Below are 6,339 nucleotides of genomic sequence, written 5' to 3'. Positions count from 1 at the left end.
CGAACGGCTCGGAACGGACGGCCCGACGTGACCGCACAACGCCCCAATGTCCTGGTGGTCCTGACCGGCCAGCAGACGGCCGACGCGATGGGCGCCGCCGGGAACCCCTACCTCGCCACACCGCACATGGACTCGCTGGCCACCACCGGAACCCGCTACCGCCGGGCGTACTGCGGCCAGCCGCTCTGCGCGCCGTCCCGGACCGGCCTGCTCACCGGGCGGCTGCCGAGCGCCACCGGGGGCACCGGGGCCACTGCGGACGGGGCCGTCGCGGAGCCGTCGCTGGGCCGGGTGTTCGCCGAGGCCGGCTACGACTGCGTGTACACCGGCTCGTGGCAACTGCCCGAGCACGAGGCGCCCGACGGCCACGGCTTCCGCCGCCTCCACCCCCCGACCGGCACGGACGGTAGGGACCGTACGGACGGTTCCGTCGGTACGGTCGGTACGGACGCCGGGTTCGCCCGTACCGTCACCGGCTTCCTCACCCGACCGCGCTCGCGACCGTTCCTGCTGCTGCTCCCGCTCCCCGAGCCGCACGGCATCTCCGCCTGGGCCCGCGGCCAGGACCCGTCGACCGGCCCGCTCCCCCCGCCGCCGCCCGACCTCGCGGGCCCGACCGGCCCCGAAGGCCCGACCGACCGGGTGGGGCCCACCGGTCCGGCGCCTTCGCTTTCGCCTTCGACCGGACCTCGGCTACGGCCCGGCCTGCCCGGGCGCAGCGTGCTCGCACCGGAGCCGCGGGAGACCGTCGTGGTGGAGACCCACTGGGAGCTGCCGGGGTTCGAGGACGCCCTCGGCCGGATGGTCCGGGACGAGCGGCACAAGTACGTCTGCTACGCCTGGGGCGACAACCGCGAGCAGCTCTTCGACCTCGTCGAGGATCCCGGCGAGATGGTCAACCTCGCGGCGGACGCCCGGAACGCGGCCCTGCTCGACCGCTTCCGCGCGCTGCTCGCCGAGCACTGCGTGGGGACGGGGGACCCGTTCGGACGCTTCATCCCCGCGCACGACGACGCCCACGCGCCGAACGGAGGCTGACCCCGGCGCAGGCCGGACCACGTGCAGACCGGCGTCAGTCGGACTCCGCTGCCAGGCCCAACAGTTCACGGGTGCGGCGGTACTTGGCGGCCAGCCGCGCGGCGGTCGCCGGGTCGAGGCTCGCCAGCCGGGCCGGGTCGGAGTTGTGCGCGAGGTCGGCCCGCTTGACGACGAGGGCGCCCGGCGTGGCGAGGATGCGTGCGGTGTACTCCTCCAGCGGCTCACCGGGGCGCTTGGTGAGCGCGTCCACGATGGCCTTGGTGGCCTCGCTCAGCGCGGCGCCGGCCAGCCACTCACGGGTCAGCGCGTCGTCCTCGACGGCGTCGTGCAGCCAGCCGGCCGCGATCTGCTCGGCGCTGCCGCCCCGGGCCGCCACCCCGTGGGCGACCGCCGCCAGGTGTTCGGCGTACGGGTGGCCGTTCTTGTCGGTCTGCCCCGCGTGCGCGTTCCGGGCGATCTGCTCGACCTCGGCCAGGCTCAGATAGTCCACGCCACCCATCGTAGGCACCCGGTCCGCCCGGCCGCGCGGGGGCCTGCCCACCGACAGTCTCCGGGCGACTGATTGACTTCCGAGGTCCCACGCCCCGGGCGGCACGGTGCACGGCCGTCCGCCCCGACCAGCATGCCGACGACCGCCCTGACGACCACTCCGACCACCGCACCGACGACCGCGCCGAGGAAGCCATGCCCAGCCTGCACCCGCTGCTGTCCGGTTTCGCCCCGATCTGGGCCCTGACCGGCGTCGGTTACGTCCTCGGCCGCAGCGGACTGCTCGGCGACCAGGCCGAGCAGGTGCTGAACCGGTTCGTCTTCCACGCGGCCATGCCCGCGGCGTTGTTCCTGATGATCGCCCGTACGCCGCTGGACCGGTTCGCCAACCCCTCCATGCTGGCGTTCACCGCGAGCACCGTAGTGGCGGGCGGGCTCGGACTGTTCGCCTCGTACCGGCTGTTCGGCCGAGCGCTGCCGGAGCGGACGCTCGGCGGGATGGCCGCCGGGTACGTCAACTCGGCCAACCTCGGCATCCCGGTGGCCGTGCAGGTACTCGGCGACGCCTCCTTCGTCGGCCCGGTGGTGCTGTTCCAGATCCTGGTGGTCACCCCGGCGGTGCTGACCGTGCTGGACTCCGGCCGGGCGGGACTACGGGCGGCGCTCACCCTGCCGCTGCGGAATCCGATCCTGCTGGCGGTGGGCTTCGGTGCCCTGCTCTCGGCGACCGGCTGGCGGCCGCCGGCCGAGCTGAATCGTTCCTGCGAACTGCTGGGCGGCGCCGCGGTACCGACCGCCCTGGTGGCGCTCGGCCTGTCGATCTGCCACCCGCCCGCGGTCACCGGCGCCTCCCGCTACCTGGAGGTCGGGACGGCGGTCGCGATCAAGAACCTCGTCCAGCCGCTGACCGCCTGGGCGGTCGGCGCCCTGGTACTCGACCTGCCGCCCCACCAACTGCTCACCGTGGTGCTGTTCTCGGCCCTGCCCACGGCCCAGAACGTGTTCACCTACGCCCGCGAGTACAACCACGGCGCCGTCTTCGCGCGGGACTCCGTGCTCGCCTCGACCCTCGTCTCGATGGCCACCCTGTCCCTGGTCGCCTGGGCGCTCGGCCCGGCGTAGACGCCCTCCCTACTCCGCCCGGGCCGCGGCCACCACCCCGGTCATCGCCACCAGGAACCGTCGTGCCACGGCGAGTTCCGCTTCCCCGAATGCGCCCATCGCGGCCATCAGATCGGCGATCAGACCGCCGAAGAAGGCCTCGCCCAGCTCGACCGCACGCTCCTCCACCAGCAACCGGACCTTGCGGCGGTCCTCCTCGTCACGCTCGCGCCGGATCAGCCCCAACCGCTCCAACCGATCGACCAGCCCCGTCGTCCCGGCCGAGTTCAGCCCCAACGCCGCACCGAGCCGCCCCGGAGTCACCACAGCCCCGGCCCGCCCGGCGTCCAACAGATGGATGAGCCCCCGCAGATCCGTCGGATGCAAGCCGTTCCGCGCAGCGAACTCGGCACCGAACAGATCGAGTTCGGACGTCAGCCCGCGCAGCAGTCGGATCAGCTGCGTCGGCGTCTGCGACGGCTCCACCTCATCGCCCCTTCCCCGGAGTCCCTGAACACGCCCAGAACCCCACCCCTACCCCCACTCACCCCGGCCAATGCCCTCCACCGACCGGTCGGCGGCATCGAGCCGCAACGCCGCGAGGGAGCGTCGAGGGCGGCCCCCGAGGAGGGCAGGCCATCGCCCGGCGCGGCCCGCTGCCCCGCGTCCCGTGCCCCGAGTTGTCCCGGCATCGGCATCCGTCGGGGCGCTCGCCGGGCGGGGGCGGCTGTGGCCGCCGCCGGTGAAGGGAGCGAGCATGGTCGGCGGAAGCCGTCGAGGTCGACACGGAGGTGGCGATGAGGGTCGTGTTCGTGCACGGGGCGTGCGTGCGGGACGGGTCGTGGTGGTGGCGCCGAACCGCCGGACTGCTGCGGGAACGCGGGGTGCCGAGCGTGGCCCCTGAGCTGCCGAGCTGCGGCGAGGCGGGACTGCCCGCCGGTGCCGGCGGGCCGGGGCTGCCCGAGGATGTGGCAGCGGTACGGCGGGGGCTGCTGGCTGACGACGAGCCGACCGTCGTGGTCGCCCACAGCTACGGCGGAATCGTCACCGCGGAGGCCGCCGCGGGGATCGGATCCGTGCGCCATCTGCTGCTGGTCTCCAGCTACCTGCCCGAGGTCGGGCAGAGCCTGTCGGACTTCGGGGAGGACGGCCCCGCCCCCTTCCTGGACGTCGACCCCGGCACCGGCACCTTCGGCGTTCGGCCCGAGCTGCTCGTGGACACCTTCCTTCAGGACTGCGACCCCGAGGACCAGATGCGGGCAGGACACCACCTCGCCCGGCAGAGCGTGCACGTGATCGCGCAGCCGGTCGGCGCGGCCGCCTGGCAGCAGGTGCCCTCGACCTACCTCGTCTGCGCCCAGGACCGCGGTACCCCGACTCGGCTGCAGCGCGACTTCGCCCGCCGGGCCGGCAGCGTCGTCGAACTCGACGCCGGCCACCACCCGTTCCTGTCGCGACCTGCGGCGGTCCGGGACCTGCTGCTGAGCCTGTGACAGCAGCCCCGGCCCGGCCGTTCACCCGGCCGGGTCAGTGGGCCCCGCTCAGTAGATCAGGTACCCGGGCCGGTGCCCTTCGTCGTCGATCTCTCCGGTCGCCTGAGCCCGCAGCTTGCGCGAGAGTGCCTCCAGTGCCCGGGAGGCCGCGACCTCTTCGCCGATCCTGGCGAGCGGGCGGTCCTCCGCGCTCTTGGTCGCCTCCCCGTGCGCCGTGAGGCCCGGCGCCCGGGCGCCCGTCAGCCTCGCCTGGCATCCGGTGTGAACGCCGTCCTCCTCGAAGCTCAGCTCCACATCCCACTGGTTGTGCATGCCACACCTCCTGGCGCCGGCGCACGTCGCGCCCGCTCGGACCGGTCCGGGCAGTGCTCCCGTGCCGGCCGCTCACACCAGCGTGCGCCCGTCGGCACGGCAGCGGCAAGCGGACCCCGGGGCGGCGGCGCCCGGCGCCACGCCCGGACCGTTCCGGGGGTCGGCGCCGCACCCCGGCGGTAGGCTGGCCACAGCGCGCCAGTACCGCGAAAACCCTGCTCCGGAACACCGAAACCCGCCTGGGCGCACCCCGCCCAGACCCCGGAGCCCAGCGGTGCGGCGCGGTCGGCAACCATCGGGCGGTCCCTCCGTGGCGGTCTTCCTCCTGGCATTGAGTGCCGCCTGCTTCCTGGGCCTCGGATTCGTCCTCCAGCAGCACGCGGCACAGCGGGCCCCCCGTGCCGACCTGCTGCACTGGCGTCTGCTGCTGGACCTGCTACGGATGCCGGAATGGCTGCTCGGCACCGGATTCATGGTCATCGGGTTGATCCTCTCCGCGCTCGCCCTCAACCAGGGCGAGGTCTCACTGGTCGAACCCCTCCTCGCGACCAACCTCATCTTCGCGATGGCGCTCGCCAGAGTGCTGACCCGCCAGACGCTCGGACGCTCCGGCTGGGCGGGGGTGGTGCTGCTGGCGCTGGGCGTGACGGTGTTCATCGTGGCCGGCCGCCCCACCGGCGGAGGCCCGCCGGCGAGCGAACTGCGGCACTGGCTGGTGATCGGGACGGTGGTCGGGCTGACCCTGCTGCTGGTCTCGTTCGCCCGCCGGCTGCCGCTGTTCGAGGAGGCGACCCTGCTCGCCCTGGCCGCGGGCCTGCTCTACGGGCTCCAGGACGCGCTCACCCGCACCACCACCCAGCGGCTCGACCACGAGGGGCTGGACGCCGTCCTGCGCAGTTGGCAACCGTATGCCGTCGTCGCGGCCGGTGTGGTCGGCCTGCTGCTGGTCCAGAGCGCGTTCGAGGCCGCGCCGCTGCGGATGTCCCTCCCCGCGCTGACCGCCGCGCAACCGATCTCCGGCATCGCCTGCGCCGTTGGCTTCCTCGGCGACCGCCTCCGGGTCACCCCGGGCGCACTGGCCTGGGAGGTGATCGGTCTGATCGCCATCGTGGTCGGCGTCGTGGTGATCGGCCGCCACCCCGCTCTTCCGGGCGCCACCGGCACCGGCGGTACCACCGGCGCCGGCGGCGACGACGACTCGGAGCCGCCCGGCCCGACCGACCGCCCACCCGAGGCCTCCACCGAAGACGCCCCCGGCAAGCCGACCGACACCGGCTGATCGCCCGCTCCCAGGGCCGTTGACCGACCGACCCATCGCCGACCACCGGAGACCCCATGTGCTGGAGTGCCCAGGCGGACCTCGTCGTCGGCGGCGCCGTGACGGCCGTCGGCGTGCTCTGCCTCGTGCGCGCCCACCGCGCCGGCCGACCCGAACGCCTGCCGCTCGCCGCTCTCCCGCTCGTCCTCGGGGTGCACCAGCTGATCGAGGCCGCGGTCTGGTCAGGCACCGACGGCGACCTGCCACCCGTACCGGCCGCCTGGGCCCGCACGGCCTGGGCGGTGATCGCCCTGCCCCTGCTCCCGATCCTGGTTCCGATCGGCGTCCGCTGCGCCGCCCGGGTCGACCGTCCTCGTCAGCGACTGCTGACCGGGTTCGTGATTCTCGGCCTCCTTGTCGCCGTGCCCCTGGCCCACACCGTCGCCACCCATCCTGTCGGCGCCACCGCCCATGCCCACACGCTCGACTACCGCCTCGGCGCCCCGTACCCCGCCCTTCTTCTCACCGGCTATCTCCTCGCCACCGTGGGCTCGCTCCTCCTCAGCGGCGACCGCCTTCTCCGCCGTCTGGGCCTGCTGACCGGAATCGGCGCCCTGGTCTGTGCCCTTCTCTGGCAACTCGCTTTCG

At 74.0% G+C, this 6,339-nt stretch carries 8 protein-coding genes; 5 read left to right on the top strand and 3 right to left on the bottom strand.

Annotated features, from left to right (window positions below; all coding sequences use genetic code 11):
* Positions 1-1,038 (top strand): sulfatase-like hydrolase/transferase (locus VR45_RS47625; protein WP_234326599.1); only part of this gene is annotated, 1,038 nt, incomplete at its 5' end.
* Between the two features lie 34 nt (positions 1,039-1,072).
* Here VR45_RS47625 and VR45_RS38795 read toward each other — a convergent pair.
* Positions 1,073-1,528, bottom strand: coding sequence for an HD domain-containing protein (locus VR45_RS38795; protein ID WP_107084404.1), 456 nt, complete (start codon positions 1,526-1,528; stop codon positions 1,073-1,075).
* A gap of 194 nt (positions 1,529-1,722) precedes the next feature.
* Here VR45_RS38795 and VR45_RS38790 point away from each other — a divergent pair, with 194 nt between their 5' ends.
* A complete protein-coding gene (locus VR45_RS38790; protein WP_045944663.1) occupies positions 1,723-2,649 on the top strand; it encodes an AEC family transporter in 927 nt (308 codons plus the stop codon).
* Between the two features lie 9 nt (positions 2,650-2,658).
* On the opposite strand, the gene VR45_RS38785 is transcribed toward VR45_RS38790, so the two are convergent.
* The gene (locus VR45_RS38785) at positions 2,659-3,114 is read right to left on the bottom strand and encodes a MarR family transcriptional regulator (protein WP_045944662.1); all 456 of its coding nucleotides are present in this window, start codon (positions 3,112-3,114) and stop codon (positions 2,659-2,661) included.
* Between the two features lie 311 nt (positions 3,115-3,425).
* Between VR45_RS38785 and VR45_RS38780 the strand changes: the two genes are divergently transcribed.
* On the top strand, positions 3,426-4,121 hold the full coding sequence (locus tag VR45_RS38780) for an alpha/beta hydrolase (protein WP_045944661.1): 696 nt from the start codon (positions 3,426-3,428) through the stop codon (positions 4,119-4,121).
* A 48-nt stretch (positions 4,122-4,169) separates the two neighbouring features.
* On the opposite strand, the gene VR45_RS38775 is transcribed toward VR45_RS38780, so the two are convergent.
* Positions 4,170-4,433 carry a dsRBD fold-containing protein gene (locus tag VR45_RS38775; protein ID WP_045944660.1) on the bottom strand — a complete coding sequence of 88 codons (264 nt, stop codon included), beginning with the start codon at positions 4,431-4,433 and terminating at the stop codon, positions 4,170-4,172.
* A gap of 310 nt (positions 4,434-4,743) precedes the next feature.
* On the opposite strand from VR45_RS38775, the gene VR45_RS38770 reads away from it, so the two are divergent.
* Entirely contained in the window at positions 4,744-5,712 is a 969-nt protein-coding gene (locus VR45_RS38770) for a DMT family transporter (protein ID WP_234326597.1), read from the top strand.
* A 56-nt stretch (positions 5,713-5,768) separates the two neighbouring features.
* Positions 5,769-6,339 (top strand): DUF6629 family protein (locus tag VR45_RS38765; RefSeq protein WP_045944659.1); only part of this gene is annotated, 571 nt, incomplete at its 3' end.

Origin of the sequence: Streptomyces sp. NRRL S-495, assembly GCF_000966955.1 — a bacterium.
Taxonomy (GTDB): domain Bacteria; phylum Actinomycetota; class Actinomycetes; order Streptomycetales; family Streptomycetaceae; genus Kitasatospora; species Kitasatospora purpeofusca.
Note: the sequence above shows the minus strand (reverse complement) of the source record. Positions and strands in the feature narration are given on the sequence as shown.